Source organism: Paludibacterium paludis (assembly GCF_018802605.1).
Lineage (GTDB): Bacteria > Pseudomonadota > Gammaproteobacteria > Burkholderiales > Chromobacteriaceae > Paludibacterium > Paludibacterium paludis.
In genome coordinates this window covers 3607053-3631227 of the sequence record NZ_CP069161.1, presented here as the reverse complement: position 1 = coordinate 3631227, position 24175 = coordinate 3607053, and the positions used below count along the sequence as shown (strand labels likewise).

23 protein-coding genes are annotated in these 24175 nt (G+C 60.1%); 16 read left to right on the top strand and 7 right to left on the bottom strand.

Annotated features, from left to right (window positions below; all coding sequences use genetic code 11):
* The first annotated feature begins 93 nt into the window (after positions 1 to 93).
* Positions 94 to 1080, top strand: a complete 987-nt coding sequence (locus JNO50_RS16865) for a LacI family DNA-binding transcriptional regulator (protein ID WP_189531595.1) — start codon at positions 94 to 96, stop codon at positions 1078 to 1080.
* Between the two features lie 22 nt (positions 1081 to 1102).
* Here the strand turns inward: JNO50_RS16865 and purB are convergent, their stop codons facing one another.
* Both purB and ffh read right to left on the bottom strand, forming a co-directional pair.
* Complete coding sequence (gene purB / locus JNO50_RS16860; RefSeq protein WP_189531593.1) at positions 1103 to 2473, bottom strand: adenylosuccinate lyase; 1371 nt, start codon at positions 2471 to 2473, stop codon at positions 1103 to 1105.
* A 65-nt stretch (positions 2474 to 2538) separates the two neighbouring features.
* Entirely contained in the window at positions 2539 to 3891 is a 1353-nt protein-coding gene (gene ffh, locus JNO50_RS16855; protein WP_189531591.1) for a signal recognition particle protein, read from the bottom strand.
* Positions 3892 to 4002: 111 nt separating this feature from the next.
* Here ffh and JNO50_RS16850 point away from each other — a divergent pair, with 111 nt between their 5' ends.
* Complete coding sequence (locus tag JNO50_RS16850; RefSeq protein ID WP_189531589.1) at positions 4003 to 4824, top strand: cytochrome C assembly family protein; 822 nt, start codon at positions 4003 to 4005, stop codon at positions 4822 to 4824.
* 17 nt (positions 4825 to 4841) lie between these two features.
* Positions 4842 to 5156 (top strand): ComEA family DNA-binding protein, encoded by a 315-nt coding sequence (locus tag JNO50_RS16845; RefSeq protein WP_189531582.1) that lies wholly within the window; start codon positions 4842 to 4844, stop codon positions 5154 to 5156.
* Here the strand turns inward: JNO50_RS16845 and JNO50_RS16840 are convergent.
* Entirely contained in the window at positions 5153 to 6562 is a 1410-nt protein-coding gene (locus JNO50_RS16840) for a cryptochrome/photolyase family protein (RefSeq protein WP_189531580.1), read from the bottom strand. The two genes, JNO50_RS16845 and JNO50_RS16840, sit on opposite strands and share 4 nt — an antisense overlap.
* Positions 6563 to 6933: 371 nt before the next feature.
* Between JNO50_RS16840 and JNO50_RS16835 the strand changes: the two genes are divergently transcribed.
* The 8 genes from JNO50_RS16835 (at position 6934) to yacG (ending at position 15115) form a co-directional block, all read left to right on the top strand.
* Positions 6934 to 8007, top strand: coding sequence for a porin (locus tag JNO50_RS16835; RefSeq protein WP_189531577.1), 1074 nt, complete (start codon positions 6934 to 6936; stop codon positions 8005 to 8007).
* Between the two features lie 456 nt (positions 8008 to 8463).
* A complete protein-coding gene (locus JNO50_RS16830; RefSeq protein WP_189531575.1) occupies positions 8464 to 9567 on the top strand; it encodes a porin in 1104 nt (367 codons plus the stop codon).
* A 132-nt stretch (positions 9568 to 9699) separates the two neighbouring features.
* Positions 9700 to 11409: a type IV-A pilus assembly ATPase PilB gene (gene pilB, locus JNO50_RS16825; RefSeq protein ID WP_189531573.1), complete on the top strand. Its 1710-nt coding sequence runs from the start codon at positions 9700 to 9702 to the stop codon at positions 11407 to 11409.
* Positions 11406 to 12626 (top strand): type II secretion system F family protein, encoded by a 1221-nt coding sequence (locus tag JNO50_RS16820; RefSeq protein WP_189531571.1) that lies wholly within the window; start codon positions 11406 to 11408, stop codon positions 12624 to 12626. The genes pilB and JNO50_RS16820 overlap by 4 nt, the downstream gene beginning before the upstream one ends.
* A complete protein-coding gene (locus JNO50_RS16815; RefSeq protein WP_229804493.1) occupies positions 12623 to 13495 on the top strand; it encodes a prepilin peptidase in 873 nt (290 codons plus the stop codon). The genes JNO50_RS16820 and JNO50_RS16815 overlap by 4 nt, the downstream gene beginning before the upstream one ends.
* The gene (gene coaE, locus JNO50_RS16810) at positions 13485 to 14120 is read left to right on the top strand and encodes a dephospho-CoA kinase (protein WP_189531569.1); all 636 of its coding nucleotides are present in this window, start codon (positions 13485 to 13487) and stop codon (positions 14118 to 14120) included. The genes JNO50_RS16815 and coaE overlap by 11 nt, the downstream gene beginning before the upstream one ends.
* 30 nt (positions 14121 to 14150) lie before the next feature.
* The gene (zapD, locus tag JNO50_RS16805) at positions 14151 to 14909 is read left to right on the top strand and encodes a cell division protein ZapD (RefSeq protein ID WP_189531567.1); all 759 of its coding nucleotides are present in this window, start codon (positions 14151 to 14153) and stop codon (positions 14907 to 14909) included.
* Between the two features lie 8 nt (positions 14910 to 14917).
* Positions 14918 to 15115 (top strand): DNA gyrase inhibitor YacG, encoded by a 198-nt coding sequence (gene yacG / locus JNO50_RS16800; RefSeq protein ID WP_189531565.1) that lies wholly within the window; start codon positions 14918 to 14920, stop codon positions 15113 to 15115.
* A 3-nt stretch (positions 15116 to 15118) separates the two neighbouring features.
* On the opposite strand, the gene JNO50_RS16795 is transcribed toward yacG, so the two are convergent.
* Together JNO50_RS16795 and tsaE are read right to left on the bottom strand one after the other, a co-directional pair.
* A complete protein-coding gene (locus tag JNO50_RS16795; RefSeq protein WP_189531563.1) occupies positions 15119 to 16363 on the bottom strand; it encodes an N-acetylmuramoyl-L-alanine amidase in 1245 nt (414 codons plus the stop codon).
* Entirely contained in the window at positions 16321 to 16809 is a 489-nt protein-coding gene (gene tsaE / locus JNO50_RS16790; RefSeq protein WP_189531757.1) for a tRNA (adenosine(37)-N6)-threonylcarbamoyltransferase complex ATPase subunit type 1 TsaE, read from the bottom strand. Before tsaE ends, JNO50_RS16795 begins: the two co-directional genes overlap by 43 nt.
* 4 nt (positions 16810 to 16813) lie before the next feature.
* On the opposite strand from tsaE, the gene queG reads away from it, so the two are divergent.
* Complete coding sequence (gene queG / locus JNO50_RS16785; RefSeq protein WP_189531560.1) at positions 16814 to 17911, top strand: tRNA epoxyqueuosine(34) reductase QueG; 1098 nt, start codon at positions 16814 to 16816, stop codon at positions 17909 to 17911.
* On the opposite strand, the gene JNO50_RS16780 is transcribed toward queG, so the two are convergent.
* The gene (locus tag JNO50_RS16780) at positions 17908 to 18327 is read right to left on the bottom strand and encodes a MaoC family dehydratase (protein ID WP_189531558.1); all 420 of its coding nucleotides are present in this window, start codon (positions 18325 to 18327) and stop codon (positions 17908 to 17910) included. The two genes, queG and JNO50_RS16780, sit on opposite strands and share 4 nt — an antisense overlap.
* Positions 18328 to 18580: 253 nt before the next feature.
* Here JNO50_RS16780 and JNO50_RS16775 point away from each other — a divergent pair, with 253 nt between their 5' ends.
* The 3 genes from JNO50_RS16775 to JNO50_RS16765 all read left to right on the top strand — a co-directional run bounded on the left by JNO50_RS16775 (position 18581) and on the right by JNO50_RS16765 (position 22200).
* On the top strand, positions 18581 to 19330 hold the full coding sequence (locus JNO50_RS16775; protein WP_189531557.1) for an electron transfer flavoprotein subunit beta/FixA family protein: 750 nt from the start codon (positions 18581 to 18583) through the stop codon (positions 19328 to 19330).
* A 1-nt stretch (position 19331) separates the two neighbouring features.
* Positions 19332 to 20267 carry an electron transfer flavoprotein subunit alpha/FixB family protein gene (locus tag JNO50_RS16770; protein ID WP_189531555.1) on the top strand — a complete coding sequence of 312 codons (936 nt, stop codon included), beginning with the start codon at positions 19332 to 19334 and terminating at the stop codon, positions 20265 to 20267.
* A 148-nt stretch (positions 20268 to 20415) separates the two neighbouring features.
* Complete coding sequence (locus tag JNO50_RS16765; protein WP_189531553.1) at positions 20416 to 22200, top strand: acyl-CoA dehydrogenase; 1785 nt, start codon at positions 20416 to 20418, stop codon at positions 22198 to 22200.
* Between the two features lie 70 nt (positions 22201 to 22270).
* Here the strand turns inward: JNO50_RS16765 and JNO50_RS16760 are convergent, their stop codons facing one another.
* Complete coding sequence (locus JNO50_RS16760) at positions 22271 to 23185, bottom strand: GNAT family N-acetyltransferase (RefSeq protein ID WP_189531552.1); 915 nt, start codon at positions 23183 to 23185, stop codon at positions 22271 to 22273.
* 364 nt (positions 23186 to 23549) lie between these two features.
* Between JNO50_RS16760 and JNO50_RS16755 the strand changes: the two genes are divergently transcribed.
* Entirely contained in the window at positions 23550 to 24173 is a 624-nt protein-coding gene (locus JNO50_RS16755; RefSeq protein WP_189531550.1) for a hypothetical protein, read from the top strand.
* Positions 24174 to 24175 lie beyond the last annotated feature (2 nt).

Sequence of the window (24175 nt, the reverse complement as noted above, 5' to 3'; positions counted from 1 at the left end):
ACGATTACATGCGGTATGTCAACGATAAGATATTGATTAAAATGGATGATTGTTGGAGTATTTCGTCTGTAAAGTGAAAAGGATTACAGCTCGATGCCTGTCAGTATCAAAGAAGTCGCACGCGAGGCGGGGGTGTCGGTCGCCACCGTTTCCCGGGTGCTTGGCAAGGGGCCGGTCAGCGATGCGTTGCGCGCCAGGGTGGAGCGCGCCATCGAGATCACCGGTTATCGTCCGAACCTGTCGGCGCGCCGACTGCGCTCGCGACGCAGCCAGACTATCGGTCTTGTTGTATCGGATATTCGGAACAGTTTTTTCACATCGGTGAGCCGGGCGGTGGAAGACGCGGCTTACGAGGCGGGATGGCGGGTGATTTTGTGCAATACCGATGAAAATCCCGACAAAGAAGCCATGTACTTGCGTCTGATGCAGGAGGAGCGCGTGACGGGATTGATTTTCGCGCCGACTCGCGACACGGCTTCGCGCCAAGATCTGGATGCGCTGGGTTTTCCCGTGGTGCTGATCGACAGGGCCGGGCCTGCGACCGGCGTCGACGCGGTATTGCTGGATAACGCCAGGGCATCGGCCATGCTGGTCGATCATCTGGTTGATGCGGGTTATCGCCGCATCGGGGGCATTTTCGGCAAGACCAGCACGACCGGCCAGGAACGGCGTGATGGTTTCGCGGCGGCGATGGCGCTGCATGGCTTGCCCTGCGAGACGAAGTTCATTCTGCCGCAAGCCCCGGCGGCCGAGGACTCGGTGGGGGTCTGGCTCGATTCGGCGGATCGGCCGGATGCTATTGTCGCCAGCAACGGCCAATTGCTGCTGGGCGCGTTTCGGGCTGCGCGGCGGCGTGGCGTCGCGTTGCCGGGGGGCGTCGCGCTGGCGGGATTCGACAATGAAGGCTGGACGGAGGTGGTCTCGCCCGGACTGACCGTGATCGAGCAGCCTGTGCTGGATATCGGCAGGACGGCGATGTCCTTGCTGGTGGAGCGTTTGGCCGATGCGGGAATATCGCCCAGGAAAGTGGTCTTTCCCGGGCGGCTTCTGATCCGGGGATCGACCGCCGGGAAGCGGTGATCCCGTAAAGGATAACTCCGGTTCAGATGCGGCGGGCGAGCTCTTCCGCCTTGCCGGTGTAACCGGCTGGCGTCAGTTCAAGAAGACGGGTCTTTTCCTGTTCGGGAATTTCCAGACTCTTGATAAACGCCGACAGGGTTTCACGGGTAATGCCATCCTTGCCGCGGGTAAGCTCCTTGAGTTGCTCGTAGGGATTGGGAACCCCATAACGGCGCATCACGGTCTGGATCGGTTCGGCGAGCAGTTCCCAGGTGGCGTCCAGGTCCGCCGCCAGCACGGCCGGATTGAGTTCCAGCTTGCCAAGGCCGCGCAGGCAGGCGGTCAGCCCCAGTACCGTGTAACCGAAGCCCGTGCCCATATTGCGCAGCACGGTCGAGTCGGTCAGGTCGCGCTGCCAGCGGGAGACCGGCAGTTTTTCCGCGAGGTGGCCGAGGATGGCGTTGGCAAGACCGAAGTTGCCTTCCGCATTTTCGAAGTCGATCGGGTTGACCTTGTGCGGCATCGTGGAGCTGCCCACTTCGTCCTTTTTGACCTTTTGCTTGAAATAGCCAAGGGAGATATAGCCCCAGATATCCCGGTTCAGATCGACAAGGATGGTATTGATCCGGCTCATCACCTGGTAGAGTTCGGCCATGTAGTCATGAGGTTCGATCTGGATGGTGTAAGGATTGAAGGTCAGGCCGAGGCTGGCGACGAAGCGGCCGCACAGGCTTTCCCAATCCACATTCGGGTAGGCGACCAGATGGGCGTTGTAGTTGCCGACCGCGCCGTTGATCTTGCCGAGAATTTCCTGGCGAACAAGCTGCTCGCGCTGGCGCTTGAGGCGGTAGACCACGTTGGCCAGTTCCTTGCCCATGGTGCTGGGAGTGGCCGGTTGGCCATGGGTGCGGCTCATCATCGGGACCGCCGCCAGGTCGTGCGACAATTCGGCCAGGCGGGCGATGACCGCTTCGAGCTGGGGCACCAGCACCGTATTGCGGGCGGTCTTCAGCATCAGCGCATGCGCCAGGTTGTTGATGTCTTCCGATGTGCAGGCGAAATGAATGAACTCGCTGGCCGCCATCACTTCCGGATTGGCCGACAGACGTTCCTTGAGCCAGTACTCGATGGCCTTGACGTCATGGTTGGTGCGCGCCTCGATGGCTTTGACTTCGGCGGCGTGTTCGACGCGGAAGCCCGCCACCACATCGTCAATCTCGCGCAAGGTCGCCTCGGAAAACGGCTTGACCTCTTCGATGCCGGGCTCGGCGGCCAGCATTTTCAGCCATTCGAGCTCGACCTGGATGCGAAAGCGCATCAGGCCGTATTCGGAGAACAGGTTGCGCAAGCCTTCGACCTGGCCTGCATAGCGGCCATCCAGGGGACTCAGGGCGGTCAACGTAGTCAGATTCATCGTGGTGCTTTCAAACGGTGGTTTCTAGAGAGTTCGCCCGAGGGGGGACGCCCCCCCGCACGCGGTCACATGCCCGGCATCATGCCTTTCATGTTGCGCATCATCTTGAGCATCCCCCCTTTGGAGAACTGCTTCATCATTTTTTGCATCTGTTCGAACTGGGCGAGCAATTTGTTGACTTCCTGGACGGTGACGCCGGATCCTGCCGCGATGCGGCGTTTGCGGCTGGCCTTCAGCAGCTCCGGCTTGCGTCGTTCCTCCGGTGTCATTGAGTTGATGATGCCCTCTATGCGGCGCATGGCTTTCTCGGCTTCGGCACCCTGGATGCCCTTGGCCATCTGGCCGATCTGTCCGGGCATTTTTTCCAAGAGGTTGCTCATCCCGCCCATTTTCTTCATCTGCTGCATCTGCGCCTTGAAGTCCTCAAGGTCGAAGCCCTTGCCGGATTTGAGCTTCTTGGCCATTTTGGTGGCCTCGGCCTCGTCGATGCCCTTCTGAACTTCTTCGATCAGCGACAGAACGTCGCCCATGCCGAGAATCCGGCTGGCAAGTCGGTCCGGGTGGAACGGTTCGAGCCCGGTGAGTTTTTCGCCGACGCCCAGGAATTTGATCGGCTTGCCGGTCACATGCCGTACCGACAGCGCGGCGCCGCCGCGGGAGTCGCCGTCCATTTTGGTCAGGATGACGCCGGTCAGAGGAAGGGCGTCGTTGAAGGCGCGGGCGGTATTGACGGCGTCCTGACCTTGCATGGCGTCGACAACGAACAGGGTTTCGACCGGATTGAGCGCCGCGTGCAGGGCCTGGATTTCCTGCATCATGGCGTCGTCGATGGCCAGGCGGCCGGCGGTATCGACCATCAGGACGTCGAAGAAATGGCGACGGGCATGGTCATGCGCGGCCTTGACGATGTCCACGGGCTTTTGTGAGCCTTCCGACGGGAAGAACTCCACGCCGACCTGCGCTGCCAGCAGTTTCAACTGCTCGATGGCGGCCGGTCGGTAGACGTCGGCCGAAACCACCAGGATCTTTTTCTTGGTGGTTTCTTTCAGCCAGCGCGACAGCTTGCCGACGGTGGTGGTTTTACCCGCGCCCTGCAGGCCGGCCATCAGCACGACAGCCGGAGGGACGGCGGCGAGGTTGAGGGCGTCGTTCTTTTCGCCCATCACCTTGGTGAGCTCTTCGTTGACGACGCCGATCAGGGCTTGTCCCGGGGTCAGGCTGCCCATGACTTCCTGGCCCAGCGCGCGCTCCCTGACCTGGGCGATAAGGGCCTTGACCACTGGCAGGGCAACGTCGGCTTCCAGCAGCGCCATGCGGACTTCGCGCAATGCGTCCTGGATGTTGGTTTCCGTCAGTCGGGCCTGTCCCCGCAGCGTCTTTAGGACACCGGACAGGCGGGTGGTGAGATTATCAAGCATCAGTCGTCCTTACTGTCTGCCAACGCGATGCGGGTTGGTGTAGACTTTCAAACTGTCTATTTTACACGAGCTGACGGGCAAACACCCGGCGTCAACGTCGAAACAATACTTATGTCGAATCCCATGTTCGTACTGACACTCATGCTGATGGTGGCCTACAGCGGCATTTCCTGGCATGTATTCCACTACAGTCAGGCTTCGGCAGGTCCCGAGCGCAATATCCGGCGCGAGCAGGCGGTGCTGGGCGTGGTGTTGCTTTTCCATGCCTTCGCCGTGCTCGGCCCGATGGTCGGTGGCGCCGTGCTGTCCATCGGCGTCGGCCAGGCGCTCGCCGTCGTGGCCTGGCTGATGCTGCTCATTTACTGGACCGCTTCCTTTTTCTACAGGGTGGACGGTCTGCAGCTTTTCATGATGCCGCTTGCGGTGCTGACCCTCGGTTTTTCGCTGGTGTTCCCGGGCCATCACGTGATTCCGGATCCGGGTAATCCGGCCTTCATCCTGCATATTCTGGTGTCGATGCTGGCCTACAGCCTGTTCGCCATCGGCGCATTGCTGGCCATCTTGATGCTGGCGATGGAGCGCGCGCTTCATGCCAAGCGAAGAACACCCCTGGTAAACCATTTACCGCCGCTTCTGTCTCTGGAACGCATGATGTTTCAGGTGCTGACCGTGGGCTTCGTGCTGCTATCGCTGGCCTTGCTGTCCGGTCTGGTGTTTTCCGAAACGGTGTTCGGACAACCGGTGACGCTGACCCACAAGACCGTGTTCGGGGTGATTTCCTGGCTGACCTTCGCGGGTCTTCTGTTCGGACGTTCCCGCTACGGGTGGCGCGGCAGAATCGCGATTCGCTGGACACTGGTGGGTTTTGTCCTGCTCATGATGGCCTATATCGGCAGCAAGATCGTATTGGAGCTGATCCTCAAACGAACCTGATTGCGCGGAGGTGTGCCATGCGGTTCCGGTTCCTTTTGCTGTGCTGCGCATTATTCTGGGTAGTGCCGGCCCCCGGAGCCGGGCGCATCGACCTTAACACGGCGAGCGAGGCGCAATTGCGCACGCTGCCAGGGGTCGGCAAGGCAAGGGCGCGGGCAATCATTCGGTCCCGTGAGGTCGACGGGCCGTTTCGCCGGGAAGTCGAACTGGCCAGGGTTCCCGGATTCGGCCCCGCTCTTGTCAAGTCTCTGCGCGGCAAGGTGTCGGCAGGCGATGCCCGGCCTTCGCGCGAGGTCCCGCCCACCGTGATCGAGCGTCTGCCCTCACGTTAGCCCTCTCTTTTGCCGAACAGGGCCAGGGCCTTTTCGCGCTGCGCCGCATGATCCACGATCGGAAACGGGTAATCGCGTCCCAGGGTAAAACCGGCCGGTAGCACCTTGGCCTTCCAGGGCGCGTGGATCGCCCGTTTGTCGAGTGTTGCCAGTTCTGGCACATAACGGCGAATGAAGTGCCCTTCGGGATCGAAACGCTCCGACTGTGTGACCGGATTGAAGATCCGGAAATAAGGCTGGGCATCGCACCCGGTGGACGCCGCCCACTGCCAGCCCCCATTGTTGGCGGCCAGGTCGAAGTCCAGCAAGAGTTCCGCGAAGTGCCGTTCCCCCCAGCGCCAATCGATCAGCAAATCCTTTACCAGAAAACTCGCGACGATCATTCGCAGGCGGTTGTGCATCCATCCGGAGCGTTTCAATTGCCGCATCGCCGCGTCGACGATGGGGTAACCCGTTGCCCCTTCGCGCCATGCCTCGAAGCGCGCCGTGTCATTCTCGAAGGCGAGATCCCGGTATTCCGGCTTGAAGCTGGTTGTCGCCGCATGCGGAAAGTGCCAGAGCAACTGCTGATAAAACTCTCGCCAGATCAACTCCGAAAGCCAGGTGGAGGCGCCGTCGCCACCGTGTTCCAGGGCATGTTTCACCAGGCGCCGTATCGAAAGGGTGCCGAAGCGCAAGTGGGGCGAAAGGTAGGAGACGCCCTTGATGCCGGGAAAATCCCGGGTTTGCGCATAGTCGTCCATCCGTTCCAGAAAATCCTTCAGCAAGGTTTCCGCGCCTGAGGTGCCCAAGGGCAGACGCAACGTGCACAGGTCCGTGTCGCCGAATCCCAGTTGATCCAGGGATGGCATGACGAGTGTGTCGTCATGGCGGGCAAGGCGGGAGACCAGGGTTTTGCTCTCCCAGGTGGCGTAGTCCCGGGGGTGCAGTCTGGCGAGCCAGGCATTCTTATAAGGTGTGAATACCGTATACGGACGCCCGGCGGCGGTCAGTATCTCGTCTTTCGCGAAAATCACCTGATCCTTGAGCGCATGAAACGCGATGCCCGCCTGTTTCAGTGTCTCGGCCACCCGTGTGTCGCGCTGACGCGCCGCCGGTTCGTAATCCTCCGCGCAATATACGGCATGCGCTCCCAGACGATGGGCGAGACGGGGGATCAGGGTGGCCGGGTCGCCATGCTCGACGATGAGGTCGGACCCCTGTTGCCGCAGGGTCTCTTTCAGTTCCGCGACCGCGTGCCAGATAAATTCGACACGCCGATCCTGGCGGGGAAGTGCGTCGAGGATAGTGGTGTCAAAGACGAAAACACAATGGATTTCATCATGGTTGATGAGGGCTTGGCTGAGCGGCGCGTGGTCATCAAGGCGCAGATCGCGTCGAAACCAGCAAAGGGCGCGGGTCGGCATGGTAGGGCCTCCATATGAAGTTGGATACATAATCCATGTTCATTTCTGAATCGAATTTGTTTTATATGTGGTTATTTTCAGTTGTTGTTTTTGCAACATTTTATCTGAATGCACGATTTTTGTGGCAAATTGGCAACACGTTTCGTGTTTGATTATTTTCTTATAAATCAATGATTTGCTTGATTTTTCAGGCGTTAATGGCTGTTTGTGTCATCCAGGATGTCCCCTGTCTTTTGTATTTTTGCAACGGTCGCTTTATAGTCCGTCGGGAAATCACCGGAATGTAACGGTGGTGTAAAAAAAGCCCGATCCCACCGGCTAGCCGGCACGGGAAACAGGCATGTTAACTGACTTCGAAAAGGACCAAAGCGATGAACAAGAAGCTGATCGCTGTAGCTCTGGCTGCTCTGCCGGTAGCCGCCATGGCTGACGTTACCATTTACGGTACCCTGAACGCTGGTTTCCAGAACGACAAGGTAACCAACAAAGAATCCCAAAACCGCGTTGAAGACTACACCTCCCTGATCGGCTTCAAGGGTTCCGAAGATCTGGGCAACGGCCTGAAGGCTATCTGGCAAGTTGAAACCCGTCTGCACATGGACGGCACCAACGGCAAAGAAGGTTCGGACGTGCGTCCCTCCAGCGATGGCCTGGGCACCCGTGACACCTTCATCGGTCTGCAAGGCAACTTCGGTAAGGTTCGTCTGGGCCGCATCAGCAACCAGCTGAATGATCTGGGCCTGGTTGACCCGTGGGCATACAACAGCAACACTGGTGCCAACGGCCTGGGCGTATTCACCGCCAACGGTGACCGTCTGAACAACGCGGTTCGCTACGACTCCCCGACCTTCTACGGCGTTGACGGCAGCATTATGTACGGCTTTGGCGAAAACAAGGCTAAAGACGTGGCCGGCACGAAGAAAGCTTCCGATACCCTGGGTCTGGGCCTGAACTGGTCGAATGACACCTTCGGTGTTCACTACGCTTACCAGAAGGAATTCAACCCGGGTTCGCAAGTGAACGACGGCCGCAAGACCGCCAGCATCCACCGTGTTGAAGCCACCTACAGCGCCAACAACCTGTTCGTGGCCCTGGGCTACAACAAGGGTACCGGCTACGACTGGAACGAAGCTTTCTCCAACGATGGCGATGCACAGCGCAAGCTGGTTTCCAAGCAAGCCGCTCTGACCGTGGCTTACAGCTTCGGCGCCATCACCCCGCGCTTCTCCTATGCGAAGGGCTGGGATCAGCATGACACCGATGGCAAGATCGATAACTCGGGCTACCGTCAGTACATCCTGGGTGTTGACTACGCGCTGTCCAAGCGCACCAGCACTGGTGTTTCCTATGGTAACGCCAAGTTCGACCGTGGTTCCTCGCTGGCTGTTGGCGGTGTAGACACCACCTACAAGACCCTGGGTGTTCACCTGACCCACAACTTCTAATCTGCGCTTTAAACAGATCTGAAGAAATGAAAGGGCTGCTTCGGCAGCCCTTTTTTGCGTTTTAGGCGACGACACTCCCTTCTCGGAGCTTTTGTTGCGAAAATGCCGATTTAGCCTTTCCTGCTTTCCTTTCCTGTGCTTCTCAATTTTTTGTCATCGCTGTGAAAGGCTTGCCGGGCAAGCTTTTTCCACATCCGCGATGGTTCTTGATGTTGTTATTAATGGCATTAGAAAATGATTATGTAAAACAGTGTGTTGTGGCGTTTTTGGTACAAAAATGTATGTTTTACGATACAGAAGCTCGTTGCTTTTTGTATTTCCACAACGGCGGATTTATAGTCCGACTGAGATCACCGGGGTACAACGTGTGATGAAAAATGGCTCAGGCCGGGATGGTTCTTCTGCATGGGACCGGATAGGTGAAGGGTCCACTTACCAATGGAAAGGATGCAAACTATGAACAAGAAGCTGATTGCGGTGGCGCTGGCTGCCTTGCCGGTTGCCGCCATGGCTGACGTTACCCTGTACGGCACCCTGAATGGTGGCTTCCAGAACGACAAGGTGACCAACGGCGTATCCCAGAATCGGGTTGAAGATTACACCTCGCTGATCGGTTTCAAAGGTGGGGAGGACTTGGGGAATGGCCTGAAGGCCATCTGGCAGATCGAAAGCCGCATTTATGTGGATGGCGGGGATTCTGCGAATTTGGGCACCCGGGATACCTTCATCGGCCTTCAGGGCGATTTCGGTAAAGTTCGTTTGGGGAAGCTTAGCAACCAACTGAATGATCTGGGGTTGGTCGATCCTTGGGCTTACCGTAGTGCAGTTGGGGTGAAAGGTGCCAACGGGCTCGGGACGTTTACGAATAGTGGCGATCGCCTGAAAAATGCTATCCGTTATGACTCTCCGAACTTCTATGGCTTTGATGGAAGCATCATGTGGGGCGCCGGCGAGAATAAATCGAAAGATGCGACCGGCACCAAGAAAGCTTCCGACATTCTCGGCATTGGGCTGAATTGGTCGTATGATGCTTTTGGCGTCCACTATGCGTACCAGAAGGAGTTCAACCCCGGTTCGCAACTTGACGATGGCCGCAAAGCTGCCAGCATTCATCGTCTGGAAGCAACGTATAGTGCCGATAATCTGTTTGTTGCTTTGGGTTATAACAAGGGCACCGGTTACGACTGGCTGGATGACTTCTCCGGTGACGGCAGCTATGTCGTGAGTGGTTTGACATCTGCTCAACGTAAAGTAGTGAGCAAACAGGCTGCGTTGACTGTAGCGTACAGCTTTGGTGCCATCACTCCGCGCTTTTCCTATGCCAAGGGCTGGGACCAGCATGACAACGTGACGGGCAAGATTGCCAACTCGGGGTATCGTCAATATGTCTTGGGGGTCGATTATGCTCTGTCCAAGCGGACCAGCACTGGTATTTCCTACGGTAATGCCAAATACGACAAGGGAACCGGTGTCGCTATCAATGCGGCTAACGGCAATGCTGCCAATGCCGTGGATACCTCCGTCAAGACCCTGGGTGTTCACCTGACCCATAACTTCTGACCGGTTGTCACCGGTTCGGACAAGGGGCTGCCTCGGCAGCCCTTTTTGCTTTTTTATTCGACCGGCATCAATGTCGGGCGGGCGGTTTTGCGGTAAAGTCAAAACCTGTGATTTGATGCATTCCGAGGTGCCATGGAAGGATCGCAAGGTGTGACGGGTCTGGGCCGCGCTCTTGTTCAAAGCCGGTTGTTGACGCGAGAGGAAGCGGAAAACATTCAGCGGCAGGCCGAGTCGTCGTCGGTGAGCTTTGTCGAGCAACTGGTGTTGTCGCGCAAAAAAACCGCGCGCGAGATCGCCGAGTTCGCCGCCACGTTGTTCGGTTATCCGTTATTCGACCTGAGTGCCATCGAGGCGGAAAGTCTGCCGCAAGGCTTGATCGACGAGAGCGTGATGGTGTCGCGCCGGGTTTTGCCTTTGTTCAAGCGTGGCAACCGGCTGTTCGTTGCGGCCTCGGATCCGACGCAGACCTCGGCATTTCATGCCATTACCTTCAAAACCGGCCTGACAGTCGATGTGGTCGTGGTGGAAGAGGATAAGCTTGCCCGGGTATTCTCCCGTCGAATGTCGCCGGGAGCGGAAAGTCAGGGTATGCCGGAAATCGGTGGGTTCGATGAGCTTGGAGCCTCCGATGTCACCGAAGAAACGGTTCAACAGGAAGTCGATGATGCACCGGTGGTGCGTTTAATCCACAAGCTGCTGCTGGATGCCATCAAATCCGGCGCTTCAGATATCCATTTCGAGCCCTACGAGAAATATTACCGCGTCCGCTATCGCATCGATGGCGAGTTGCGCTTGGTTGCCCAGCCCCCCTTGGTGCTCAAGGAAAAAATCGCCTCCCGCATCAAGGTGGTGTCGCGCCTGGATATCGCCGAGAAACGCTTGCCTCAGGACGGACGGATGAAGCTTTCCCTGTCGCGCGACAGGGCCATCGATTTCCGGGTGAGCACGCTGCCCACGCTGTTCGGCGAAAAAATCGTCATGCGTATCCTGGATGCGGCCGCCGTGTCCCTGGACATCGATGCGCTGGGTTTGAACCCGATCCAGAAAAAACTGCTGACGGACGCGGTGGCCCGCCCCTGGGGAATGGTGCTGGTTACCGGCCCGACCGGGAGCGGAAAAACCGTATCGCTCTACACCTGTCTTGCCATGCTCAATACACCGGACATCAATATTTCCACCGCGGAGGATCCGGTAGAAATCAACTTGCCCGGCGTGAATCAGGTCAACGTCAATGAAAAGGCCGGATTGACCTTCGCTTCCGCCCTTCGGGCTTTTTTGCGGCAGGATCCGGATGTGATCATGGTGGGGGAGATCCGGGATTTCGAAACCGCGGATATCGCTATCAAGGCGGCCCAGACGGGGCATCGGGTTTTTTCCACCTTGCACACCAATGATGCGCCCTCGACCCTGACCCGTCTTTTGAATATGGGCATTGCGCCATTCAATGTGGCCAGCTCCGTATCGCTGATCATGGCGCAGCGGCTGGCCCGCAAGCTGTGCCCATCATGCCGCACCCCCTTGGACCTTCCCCGTGAAACCTTGCTTGAAGCCGGATTCACAGAGGATGAACTGGATGGTGGCTGGCAAAGCTATGGACCGGCTGGCTGTCCCGAATGCAAGGGAACCGGTTACCGCGGACGGGTGGGACTGTTCGAAGTGATGCCCATGACCGACGCCATGACCCGGCTGATCATGCGCAACGGCAATGCCGTGGAAATCGCCGATCTGGCCCGCAAGGAGGGCATGATCGATCTGCGCAGGGCAGGGTTGATCAAAGTGCGGCAGGGCGAAACGTCCCTTGCCGAAATCGAAGCCATCACCAGCGATGGAGGTCGTTCATGAGCCGCGCCGCTACGCGCAAACCGTCGTCCGGCGGGATATGGGTCTGGGAAGGCAAGGATCGGGCTGGCAAGAAGGTCGGCGGAGAAACCCGCGCAGAAAGCGCGACGCTGGCGAGAGCGCAGTTACGCCGTCAGGGTATCGCGGTTTCGCGAATCCGCCGTCGGCGCGTGACGTTCGGCGATCGCATCGGTCCCAAGGATATCGCGCTCTTTACCCGGCAGTTGGCGACGCTGATGAAAGCCGGTGTACCGCTGTTGCAGGCGTTCGATATTGCCGCTCGTGGCGCGTCCAAACCATCGATGACACGATTGTTGCTCGATGTGCGCATGGACGTGGAGACCGGGCAGTCCCTCGCCGAGTCCTTTCGCCGCCATCCCCGGCATTTTGACGAGTTGTACTGTAATGTCGTGGCGGCGGGAGAAACCGGCGGTGTGCTGGAGGCCTTGCTGGACAAATTGGCCCGCTATCAGGAAAAAACCCTGATGCTCAAGCGCAAGGTCAAATCGGCGATGATCTATCCTGCGCTGGTCCTGCTTGCCGGACTGGGGGTGACGAGTATCATCCTGATCTTTGTCATCCCGAGTTTCAAGGATCTGTTCGCCAGCTTCGGGGCCGAATTGCCCGGGCCCACCCGTCTTGTCATGACTCTTTCGGATGCGTTTGTCGCGTTGCGCTGGGTGTTGGCGGCGGGGCTTGTCGGCGGGGCCTTCGCCATCCGCCAATTGTTTCAACGAAGCCAGGCGTTCAGGGATCGCATTGACCGACTGACGCTTCGTCTGCCCGTGCTTGGCAATATCGTCACCAAGGCGGCCGTCGCCCGCTGGAGCCGGACGTTGGCGACCCTGTTCGCGGCGGGTGTTCCATTGGTCGAAGCGTTGGAGTCGGTGGCGGGCGCGGCGGGCAACAAGGTATTCGCCGATGCGACGCGGATGATTCAACAGGATGTCAGCAAGGGCTCGTCGCTGAGCGCGTCCATGCAACGGACGGACTGTTTCCCCGTCATGGTGCTGCAGATGACCACCATTGGCGAAGAAGCGGGTATGGTTGATGACATGTTGAACAAAATTGCCGATTTTTATGAAGAAGAAGTGGATAATGCGGTGGCTGTACTCTCAAGTCTGATCGAGCCATTTATCATCGTGGTGCTGGGCGTTCTGGTCGGCGGTTTGATGATCGCCATGTACTTGCCCATTTTCGATATGGGGAAAATTGTTTGATAACGTTCACCGACGTGTCGCCCTTGCTGGCGACGACGAATGTCCGGATCACCATTGCCCTGGTTCTTGGGCTGCTGATCGGCAGCTTTCTGAATGTGGTCATCAGTCGCCTGCCTCTTCGTATGCTGGATGCGTGGAGGAGGGACAGTCTGCAATTTCTTGGCGTGGAGGAAGAGCCCCATGCCCCTCCTCCCGGAGTGTGTTTCCCCGGATCGCACTGTCCTGCCTGCAAGACACCGATCAAGCCTTGGCATAACATTCCACTGTTGGGCTTCATCCTGCTCAAGGGGCGCTGCGCGAGCTGCGGGGTTGGCATCGCGTGGCGCTATCCCGTCGTGGAGGGGCTGTGCGGCGGGCTTTTCGTGCTGCTGGCCGCCGGCGAAACCGTCCCTTTCCTTTTGCTTGGCGGGTTTTTTCTCAGCGCCATGTTGATTGTCCTGGCATTCATCGACGCGGAAACGGGCTATTTGCCCGATTCGCTGACCCAGCCCTTGCTGTGGGCCGGCTTGCTCTTCAATCTGCTGAGCGGTCATGTCGCGCTTTCCGATGCCGTGATGGGCGCCATGGCGGGCTACCTGCTGCTCTGGCTGGTGTATTGGGGATTCCGGATGCTGACCGGCAAGGAAGGCATGGGACCGGGCGACTTCAAACTGCTCGCGGCGCTGGGTGCCTGGCTTGGCTGGAGCATGCTGCCTATCGTCATTCTCTTTTCGTCGCTGGCCGGCGCGGTGGCCGGCGTGATTCTGATTGCCTTGCGCCGGCACCAGTTCGGAAAAACCCTGCCATTCGGTCCTTATCTCGCCGCCGCCGGCTGGTGCGCCTGGTACAGGGGCGAGGCGATTCTGCAATGGTATCTGTATGGTTACTGACCAATGCTTGATTCCGGTTATCGGCTTGACCGGCGGAATCGGTTCCGGCAAATCGGCGGCCGCGGCGTGCTTTGCCGACCTGGGTGTTCCCGTGGTCGATACCGATGTGATCGCTCACCGGCTGACTGCTCCTGGCGGGGAGGCGATCGCGCCAATTCGCGAAGCGTTCGGAAATGAGGTGATCGAGCCTTCGGGTGCCATGAATCGTGCCGCGATGAGGGCGAGGGTTTTTGGCCACCCGTCCGAACGAACGCGCCTGGAAGGCATTTTGCATCCGATGATCTATCTTCACAGTGTGGCCGAACTGGCGGCGCAATCCGGCCAGTATGCAATACTGGTGGTGCCGTTGCTGTTCGAAAACCAGCGTTATCGCGATCTGGTGAGCCGTACCCTGCTGATCGATTGCTCTGAGTCCGTGCAGATCGAGCGCGTGAGGACTCGCAGCGGTTTGAGCGAGGAGTCCGTGCGCGCGATAATGGCCGCGCAGATGCCGAGAGCGTCAAGAAAGTCGCTTGCGGATGATATTATTGACAACAATGGCTCGCTTGATGACTTGAGGCTTCAAGTTGACGCCAAACACCGTTATTATCTTGCCAATGCTGACAAGGTCCCTGTCAAGCCTTGATACAAGTCACCAATAAAGGGCGGATGCGCTGTGATCAGCTTTGAATTTCCCGTCACCGAACGAACACGGACGCTGCTCCGGCTGGAGCATCTGTATGACCGGCTGGCCTTTTTTATCGAACGCGATAACCCGTTCGAGCATCATGCTGCTTTGCTTGTCCTGTTCGAAGTGATGGAAACCGCGTCGCGCGCCGATTTGAAAGCCGATTTGCTTCAGGAGCTGGAGCGGCAGAAACAGGTGCTTGAAGCCTTGCGGGACAATCCCAATGTCGCCGAGGAAACGCTGGAAGGCATTCTGGAGGAAATCGAGACCACTTCCGGACGGCTGTTGGCGCTGACAGGCAAGTTCGGCCAGCATTTACGGGAAAACGAATGGCTGATGGCCATCCGGCAGCGCGCGGGCATTCCCGGCGGAACCTGTCAATTCGATTTGCCCTCGTATTACCAGTGGCAGCTAAGACCGGCCGAAGACCGCCGCCAGGATCTGATCCGCTGGGCTCAGCCCCTGATGCCGACGGCCGAGGCGTCGCGCATTCTGCTGCGTCTGTTGCGGGACAGCGGCAAGACCCATCACTTCGTGGCGCGCCGTGGCGCGTTCCAGCAAATGTCGGGTGGCAAGGTCGTGCAATTGATCCGTGTGGGATTCGATGAGTCCCTGAATGTGCTGCCCGAGCTGTCCGCCAACAAGTATGCGTTGAATATCCGTTTCATTAGCGGGGAAACGGGCGAGGTTCGCGCGAAGCAGACCGAGCGCGATATCGAGTTCGCGCTGACCCATTGCAAGTTTTGAAGGTAACGATGTCTGAACAAGCCCTGATTGTTTCCTGCCCGGGATGCGGCGCGACGGTCCCCTGGGGGCCGCAAAGCCGTTACCGGCCGTTTTGCAGCGAACGCTGCAAGATGATCGACCTTGGCCAGTGGGCCAGCGAGTCTTACCGGATGCCCGCCGTCGAGACGATGCCCGACGGCGAGGACAGCGGTTCGCGAGAGTCCTGAATCTCAGGCCCTGACCGCCAGGGCCGCTCCCTGCTTGAAATAGCCTTTGACGCCAGCCATGATGGCGGCCGCCATATTCCCCTGAAAGTCCGGATCGATCAGACGCTTCTCTTCGTCCGGATTGCTGATGAATGCGGTTTCCACCAGAATCGAGGGAATGTCCGGCGCCTTGAGCACGGCGAATCCCGCCTGCTCGACCTGGCCACGGTGCAGCCGGTTCAGCGAGCCGACCTTGCCGAGCACCTGTTTGCCCAGGCGTAAACTGTCGGTGATCGTGGCCGTCTGGGTCAGGTCGAACAGGGTATGGGCAAGATAAGGATCGCGCGCATTGAGTTTCACCCCGCCGATCAGGTCGGCCTCGTTCTGGGTTTTGGCGAGATAACGCGCCGCGGTGCTGGTGGCGCCTTTCTCCGACAGCGCGAATACCGAAGTGCCGCGCGCGCTCGGGTTCAGGAAGGCGTCGGCGTGAATCGAAATGAACAGATCCGCGTTGAGCTTTCTGGCTTTGGCGACACGCACGCCCAGCGGAATGAACACATCCTCGTCGCGCGTCATATAGGCCTTCATGCCCGGTTCCGCATCGATCAGACGCTTGAGTTCGCGGCCGATTTTCAGGACCACGTCCTTCTCCCGGGTTCCTGACGGACCGATCGCGCCGGGATCCTCGCCTCCGTGACCGGGGTCGAGCATGACCAGAATGGGACGGCCGATATCCTGGCTGTTCTTGGGGCGGGTCTTCAGTTCGGGCTGCTCCAGCTTGCCCTTGTTGTAGTCTTCCAGCAGGCTCAGGAGTGGATCATCCTGCTGATTGGTCGGATACAGGTCGACGACAAGACGATTCTTGAACTCGGCGACCGGGGCGAGCGTGAACAGTTGGGGCTTGACGTCGGATTTGAGCTCCAGGACAAGACGCACGGTATCGGGGGTGTTCTGTCCCGCGCGCGCTGTTTTGATGAACGGATCGGCGGCGGTGATCTGTGAGCTGATATCCTTGAGGATTCCGTTCAGCTGCACCCCTTCGATATCGATCACCAGTCGGTTCGGATTGGCCAGGGAGAACTGCTTGTAGCGCAGTGATTCGCTGGATTCCAGTGTGATGCGGGTGTAGGTGGAGGAGGGCCAGATGCGCACGGCGACGATTTTCGCCGCGGAGGCGGCGAATCCGACCCGGCTCACGCTGAGGAGAAACGAGGCGGCGGCGAGGTTCAGGACGCGTCGGCGCGCGGGGTCGAAAGACGGTTCAGACATTGTTGACCTGCTAAGGTAATGGCTTGCAATCGGTAGGTCCGACTATTCCCTGCGGGAACAAGTTCCAGCACGATGTCGGCGGCTGGCAACAGCCCGCCGGCCTTGTCGGGCCACTCCACGAGGCAGGTCGCATCGGGGCCGAACAGGTCCCGGAAACCCGCGTCGTCCCATTCCTCGGGATCGGCAAAGCGGTAAAGATCGAAATGATGTACGGTAAAATCAGCCAGCGGATAGCTTTCCACCAGCGTATATGTGGGGCTTTTCACCCTGCCGTGGTGGCCAAGGCCTTGCAGGAAGCCGCGGCTGAAGGTGGTCTTGCCGGCCCCCAGGTCGCCCAGAAGGTGCACGACGAGACCCGGCCCCGACGCGCGGGCCAGCCGGCCTCCCAATTCCAGCGTCGCCGCTTCGTCGGCCAGAACGCCCGAAACACTATTGGTATCATTCATCGGCATGACTGACAAATCCTATCAAACTCCGGATTATCCCGAATTGGCGCGGCAAATCAAGGTTTGGGCGCGTGAGCTCGGTTTTCAGGATGCGCGCGTGACCCGTCCCGAGTTGCCCGAGGAGGCGACGCGTCATCTGCAAAACTGGTTGGCCGAAGGATGCCACGGGCAAATGCACTACATGCAGCGGCACGGACTGCTGCGGGTCCGCCCGGCCGAACTGGTGCCGGGCACCCTGTCCGTGCTGACCTTGCGCATGCCGTATTGGCCGCAGGAGGCGCGCGATGCCAAGAGCCTTCTGGGGGATGGCGCGCGCGCGTACATATCGCGCTATGCGCTGGGGCGTGACTACCATAAGGTCATCCGGCAGCGGCTGCAGAAGCTGGCCGAGCGCATCGCTTCGCATATCGGGCCGTTCGGTCACAGGGTCTTCACCGACAGCGCGCCGGTGGCCGAGGTGGCGCTGGCCGCCCAGTCGGGCCTCGGGTGGCGCGGCAAGCACACACTGCTGTTGACGCGTGAAGCGGGTTCGCTGTTCTTTCTCGGCGAGCTGTTCACCGATTTGCCGTTGCCGGAGGATCCCGCGGTGGAAGGGCATTGCGGAAGTTGTACGCGCTGCCTGGATGTCTGTCCGACCGGCGCCATCGTCGCGGAGGGCAAAGTGGATGCCCGCCGGTGTATTTCCTACCTTACCATCGAGCTGGACGGGAGCATTCCCGAAGACTTGCGGCCGCTGATCGGAAACCGGGTGTACGGTTGCGATGACTGCCAGTTGTTCTGTCCCTGGAACCGCTTCGCGGTCCCCGGTACGGAGAGCGATTTCTCGGTGCGCCACGGCCTCGATGATATCGAGCTGACCGAGGCGTTTAGCTGGGATGCTCCGACCTTCGCCGAGCGCATGGCGGGTAGCGCCATCTACCGGATCGGCCATGAGCGCTGGCTGCGCAACCTGGCGGTCGGACTGGGCAATGCGCCCACCACGGAGGCGGTGATCGCCGCCCTGACGGCGCGTCTTGACGACCCCTCGCCGCTGGTTCGCGAGCATGTTGTCTGGGCATTGTCCCGGCACGGAGTGGCGCCGCGCCGGGACAGCGCGGGTTAAGCGCGGGACGGCGCCAGCACCAGCGACTCGCCTTCGAGCACCACTTTGTCCCCGACCGTGCATTGCGTGGCGAAGCGGACCCGTTTCTTCTCCGGAATCAGCTCGACGACGGTGGCGCGCGCCACGACCGTGTCGCCCAGTTGAACCGGCGCCTTGAATCGTGTCGACTGGGACAGATAGATCGTGCCCTCGCCCGGCAGGCGGGTGCCGACCACGGTGGAAATCAGGCTCGCGGTCAGCATGCCGTGAGCGATGCGCGTCTTGAACGCGCTTTGCTCGGCGTAGACCTGATTCAGGTGCACAGGATTGTTGTCGCCGCTGACGGCAGAGAACAGCAGGACGTCCGCTTCCGTGATGGTCTTGCCGTACTCGGCAACGTCGCCGATCTTGATGTCTTCAAAGTAAACCGTGGCCATGGTGTCTCCCTTTGCATGACGTTAGAATGCTGCGGTGCATTGTACACGGATTGTAGTGTAGGCAAATTGCCCGGAAATAACGTACTATCGCTGAGTAGTTGCATTTACGCGACGCACCACAGTCGGAATGCCAACCAAACGCTTGTTTGAAATAAGTTTGGGGCATAATGACCCCGGGATAGGCCCGAGCCCCGGGCGAGGAACGTGGCTAAGCAGGATTCTTGATAACCCAGATGAAGTGTGCTGGAGGAATATGAAAGTTCTAGTCGCTGTGAAACGCGTTGTGGATTACAACGTGAAAGTACGCGTGAAGGCCGACGGTTCCGACGTCGACATCGCCAATGTGAAAATGTCCATGAACCCCTTTGACGAAATCGCGGTGGAAGAGGCCGTGCGTCTGAAAGAGGCGGGCAAGGTGAGCGAAATCGTGGCTGTGTCCCTGGGCGTCAAGCAGTGCGAGGAAACTTTGCGCACCGCGCTGGCCATGGGCGCCGATCGCGCCATCCTGGTGGAAACCGATGCCGAATTGCAGCCGCTGGCCGTGGCCAAACTGCTGCGCGAGGTGGCCGTGCGTGAAAATCCCGATCTCATGATCCTCGGCAAGCAGGCCATCGACGACGATGCGAACCAGACCGGTCAGATGCTGTCCGCCCTGCTTGACTGGCCGCAAGGCACGTTCGCTTCCAAGGTCGCGGTCGAAGAGGGAACCCTCTTGGTGACGCGCGAAATCGATGGAGGCCTGGAAACCGTCAAGCTGGCGCTGCCGGCCGTGGTCACGGCCGATCTTCGCCTGAACGAGCCGCGCTACGTCAAGCTGCCGAATATCATGGCCGCCAAGAAAAAACCTCTGGAAAAACTGTCCGCCGCGGATCTGGGCGTCGATATCGCTCCGCGTCTGAAGACCCTAAAGGTGGCGGAGCCGGCCAAGCGTTCCGCCGGTATCAAAGTGGCCAACGCAGCCGAACTGGTGGCCCGTCTGAAAAATGAAGCAAAGGTGCTGTGACATGACCATTCTCGTTATCGCCGAACACGACAACCAGAGTCTGAAAGCCGGCACGCTGAACACCGTCGCCGCGGCCGCCCGCCTCGGTGGCGAGATCCATGTGCTGGTGGCCGGGCACGGAGCGGGTGCCGCCGCGCAGCAAGCGGCGCGCCTGGCCGGTGTGGCCCGCGTGCTGCACGCCGATGCGCCTCATCTGGCCGACGGCCTCGCCGAAAATCTGGCGCCGCTCGTCGTTCGTCTGGCCGCCGGCGCGAGCCATGTGCTGGCGCCGGCCTCGACCTTCGGCAAGAACGTGTTGCCGCGCGTGGCCGCCCTGCTGGATGTCGCGCAGATCTCCGATATCGTCGCCATCGAATCGCCGTCCGTCTTCGTGCACCCGGTGTATGCCGGCAACGTGATGGCGACGGTGGAGTCCTCCGATCCGGTCAAGGTGATTACCGTGCGCACCACCGCGTTCGAAGCCGTCGGCGAAGGCGGTTCGGCCCAGGTGGAAACGATCGATGCCGGCGCCGCTTCCGGCAAATCCTCGTTCGTGTCCCGCGAACTGACCGTCTCCGATCGCCCGGAACTGGGTTCGGCCGGCATCATCGTGTCCGGTGGCCGCGCACTGGGTTCGGAAGAGCAGTTCAAGTCCGTGATCGAGCCGCTGGCCGACAGACTGGGCGCCGCGGTCGGGGCCTCGCGCGCCGCCGTGGATGCCGGCTACGCTCCCAACGATTACCAGGTCGGCCAGACCGGCAAGGTGGTCGCGCCGCAACTGTACGTGGCGGTGGGCATCTCCGGCGCCATTCAGCACCTGGCCGGGATGAAGGACTCCAAGGTGATCGTGGCGATCAACAAGGATGAGGAAGCGCCGATTTTTCAGGTGGCGGACTACGGCATCGTCGGCGACCTGTTCGCCGTCGTGCCCGAACTGATCGCGGAACTGTCGAAATAATACGACGGCCATAGAAATACCAAACCGGCCTTGGCCGGTTCGCCGGGAGGCGCCTTGCGCGAAACGGGAGCGTTTCGCCGGCGGGCCGTCCGTTCGCGAACCGCCGGGCCGGTTTTTACATTACGATTGAGCGAATAAGGAGAAACGCATGATTTACAACGCACCGATCAAAGATATCCGCTTTGTCCTGAACGAATTGGCCGACCTGCCATCCGTCTGCGCCTTGCCCGGATACGAAGAGTGTTCCGTGGATCTGGTGGACGCGATCCTGGAAGAGGGCGCCCGCTTCGCCGAGGGCGTGCTGGCGCCGATCAATCGCCAGGGCGACAAGGGTTCGGTCTGGAAGGATGGCGAAGTGACCGCTCCGGAGGGATTCAAGGAGGCGTGGCGGCAATATGTCGACGCTGGTTGGGTGGGGCTGCGCGCGCCGGCGGATTTCGGCGGGCAGGGGCTTCCCGCGCTGGTGGCCATCGCCGCCGAGGAAATGTGGTGTTCGGCCAATTTGTCGTTCTCGCTTGCCCCGATGCTGACCCTGGGAGCGATCGAGGCGATCCATCACCATGCGTCGGACGAACTCAAGCAATGCTACTTGCCGCGCATGTCGACCGGCGAATGGACCGGTACGATGAATCTGACCGAGCCACAGGCCGGTTCGGATCTGGCCCAGGTCCGCAGCCGCGCGGTTCCGCAGGAGGACGGCTCCTACCTTATCTCCGGCCAGAAAATCTTCATCACCTGGGGTGAGCACGACATGGCCGACAATATCGTGCACCTGGTGCTGGCTCGTCTGCCGGATGCGCCGGCCGGGGTGAAAGGCATCTCGCTGTTCATCGTTCCGAAATTTCTGGTGAACGGCGATGGTTCGCTGGGCGCGCGCAACGACGTGCGTTGCGTGTCCATCGAACACAAGCTGGGCATCCACGGCAGTCCGACCGCCGTCATGAGTTTTGGCGATAACGGCGGTGCCATCGGCTACCTGGTGGGGGAAGCCAATAAAGGCCTCGCCTATATGTTCACCATGATGAATCATGCCCGTCTCGGTGTCGGCGTCGAAGGCATGGCGGTTTCCGAGCGTGCCTATCAAAAGGCGGTGGAGTATGCCCGCGAGCGCGTGCAAAGCCGCGCCATCGGTTCTCCCGACGCGGCGGGCGTGCCGATCATCCGCCACCCGGACATTCGCCGCATGCTGATGACCATGCGCGCGCAGATCGAAGCGCAGCGGGCTTTGGCGTTTTACACGGCGTCGGCGCTCGACCGGGCCTCGGCTCATCCGAATCCGGCGGAACGGGCGGCCAGCCAGGCCATGGTCAATTTCCTGATCCCCGTGGTCAAAGGCTGGAATACCGAGCAGGCCAACGAGATCACGTCGCTCGCGGTGCAGGTGCATGGCGGCATGGGGTTCATCGAGGAAACCGGCGTGGCCCAATATATGCGCGATGCCCGTATCACCGCCATTTATGAAGGCACAACGGGTATCCAGGCTCTGGATCTGATCGGACGCAAGACCGCCGCCGAGAACGGTGAAACGGCCCGCCGTTTGCTCGAGGAAGTGCGTGGAACGGCCGAACGCCTGGGCGGTCTGGAAGACCTGTCGCTTTTCTCCGGCAACCTGAAGACCGCCGCGGCCGAAGCCGAACGGTGCGTGGCCTACATTCTGGAACATTTCGCGGTGAGCCCGGCGCTGCCCGCCGCCGGATCGGTGCCGTTCCTCAAGCTGATGGGGATTGTGCTGGGTGGATGGCAGATGGCTCGCGCCGTGCTGGCGGTGGAGAAAATGGCGAAAGACGGCGAGGTCGACGACGATTTTCGCCAGGCCAAACTCGCGACGGCGCGTTTTTACGCCGAGCATTTGTTGCCGCAGGCCGGCGGGCTGGCGGCGGCGATCGTCGAGGGCGGGCAGTCGGTCATGGCGATGGATGAAGCGTTGTTCTGATCCCCGCCTCCCTTCCATTGCCTGACGGCTTCGCCGGCATTCCGCCGGCGGGGCCGTTTTTCGTCGGGGATCAGAACGTCACGGTGCGCGACACAAAAGCTTCGTGCGCCCATTGCGCCTTGTAGTCGAACGAGTTGCGTCCGAACGAGTAGCGCAGGGCAAGGCCGGCCTCCTTGGCGGCGTTCCAGCAAGACTCGACATTGAGCCAGGTCAGTACGGTGCCTGGGGAGAGTTCGCCATGCGCGGGGTCGACCCCGCCGTTGATGTATTCCACGGAAAGGAATCGCGACGAGCGGGTCGCCAACAGCAGTTGATAGGCGGCGGGAGCGCCGTCGATCAGAATCACGTGCCCGGTCATATACGGCGCGAGGCTGTCGAAGTATTCGTGCAGCCCGTCCAGCGTCGGCATCGGTCGCTGCCAGCGCTTTTCGAATAGCACGGCGTAAAGATCGGCCAGTTCACGCGGCGTAAAGGTATCGATGTTCCTGATCTGACCGCCGTGTTGGCACAGGTGCCTCGTCTGACTGCGACGCCGCTGTCGGGTTCGTCCCGAAAGACTCCCCTCGCCCTCCAGGGGTTTGGCGAAGCACAGGCTCCGGCCATTGCCCTTTGTCGTCGCATTGAGAATCAGGGGCGCGTTGACCGGGGAGACGAATTTTCCCCTGTAGAGAATCGGACCGTGAAATTCCGGAGAGAGCGGCAAAATGAGTTCGGGCGAGCCGAAGTCGTGGCGATCGTCAAGACCGAGCCGCAGCATGGCGCTTTTGTCGCCGGCAAGGAAGTTCCCCCAGGTCGCGATGGCGCCGATCAGTTCGCCTTTGCGGTTGCGCCGGCCCCAGCGGGCAGGATTGCAGTCGAAGCGGGATTCAATGAACGCCAGAACGGCCGGATGGGAAATGACGCTGCCGCCATGCCGATGCCAGCATCGGCCATAGTCATCGTGGGACAAGGGCTCCCAGCCCAGTGAACGGAAATTGCCGAGCATGTAAAGAACCCGTGATGACAATATATGCTATAGGTTTATATTGTACCGCAGGCGGCCAAGTCAGGGCAACCGCCCATCGTGGCGGCGGCATCCCGGGTAAAGAACGCTATGATTGTCCGGCCGTCTCCCGGCCTTCTGGCGAAGAAAAATCCGCAAATGAGATAAGACTTTGGCGAGATAGGGGCGGCACGACGCTGTGGCGAGGCAAAAGGCCGTATTATCGACCGCAGGTTGGCGGGCGTTTTCAAATGTCACAGCTTGTTTACAAAAATTTGTTATTTTGGTATTCCTGCTGCGGCTATGACGAAGAAATGACATTGAAAGCCCTTTCCCTGAAACAACAACACCGGACAACGTGCTCCCCATGCGCATCGGAGTAAGAACATTCTTTACCGGCAAGACAGCCGACTTTGCCGCGGCCGGGCTTGACCGTGCGATACGGAGCGTTCCCCTGCTGGCCGGGGTGCTCCTGGCCGCGTGGGCCGGAGGAGAACTGGCCGCGCTCTTGGCTCCCGCCACGCATGGCCGGCGGCCCCTGCCGGTCGCGGCGCCCGCGGAAAACGCAGGTACCGTGGCCGCGGCTCACTGGTTCGGCACCGAGCCCGTCGCGGCGGCCGAGGCGCCGCCTCCTTTGAGCGTTATCGGCGTCTTCGCGCCAATGGGCGACGGCAAGGACGGTTTTGCCATCGTCGACGAGAATGGTCATGCCGCGCCCCTGCTGCAAGGAAAAACGACATCCGGAGGATGGAAGCTCGCCCGGGTGGAAGCGTCCGGGATCGTTCTTGTGCAGGGCGCGCAGGAGCGCTTCGTGCCGTTGGTCGCGCGTGGCGGCCAGGCGCCCCAGGGCGCGGGGCCTGACATGCTTGCCCAGCAGCCGCCGCTTTCGCCGCCCTCCATGGCGCCGCGCCAGCCTCCCGCGTTCGCGCCGTCGCCCGGAAGGGACATGCCAGCCGATCAGGCGCCGGGTGATCCGGCCCCACAGAAATAAAC